General features: G+C 52.6%; 1 protein-coding gene. It reads left to right on the plus strand.

The genetic code is table 11. The features are described from left to right. Window positions 1-8 precede the first annotated feature (8 nt). The coding region (locus LZP73_RS19430) for a DUF1131 family protein (RefSeq protein ID WP_234236556.1) at window positions 9-371 on the plus strand (363 nt) is incomplete at its 3' end.

The following is a 371-nucleotide window of genomic DNA, read 5'->3' on the forward strand; positions in this document are numbered from 1 at the left end:
GTTCCACGATGTCGTCAGTTAACTGGTCGGCCGCTAACCCGTGGAACTGGTTTGGATCATCCACCAAAGTGAGCGAGCAGGGCGTGGGTGAATTAACGGCGTCCACACCACTGCAAGAACAAGCCATTGCTGATGCGCTTGATGGCGATTATCGCCTGCGCAGCGGAATGAAAACCGCGAACGGCAACGTGGTGCGCTTTTTTGAAGTGATGAAAGGCGACAACGTGGCGATGGTGATTAACGGCGATCAAGGCACGATCAGCCGCATTGATGTGCTGGATAGCGATATTCCTGCTGACACCGGTGTTAAAATCGGTACACCGTTTAGTGACCTTTACAGCAAAGCATTTGGCAATTGCCAAAAGGCCGAC

It is taken from the genome of Shewanella sp. AS16, from assembly GCF_021412365.1.
Lineage (GTDB): Bacteria > Pseudomonadota > Gammaproteobacteria > Enterobacterales > Shewanellaceae > Shewanella > Shewanella salipaludis.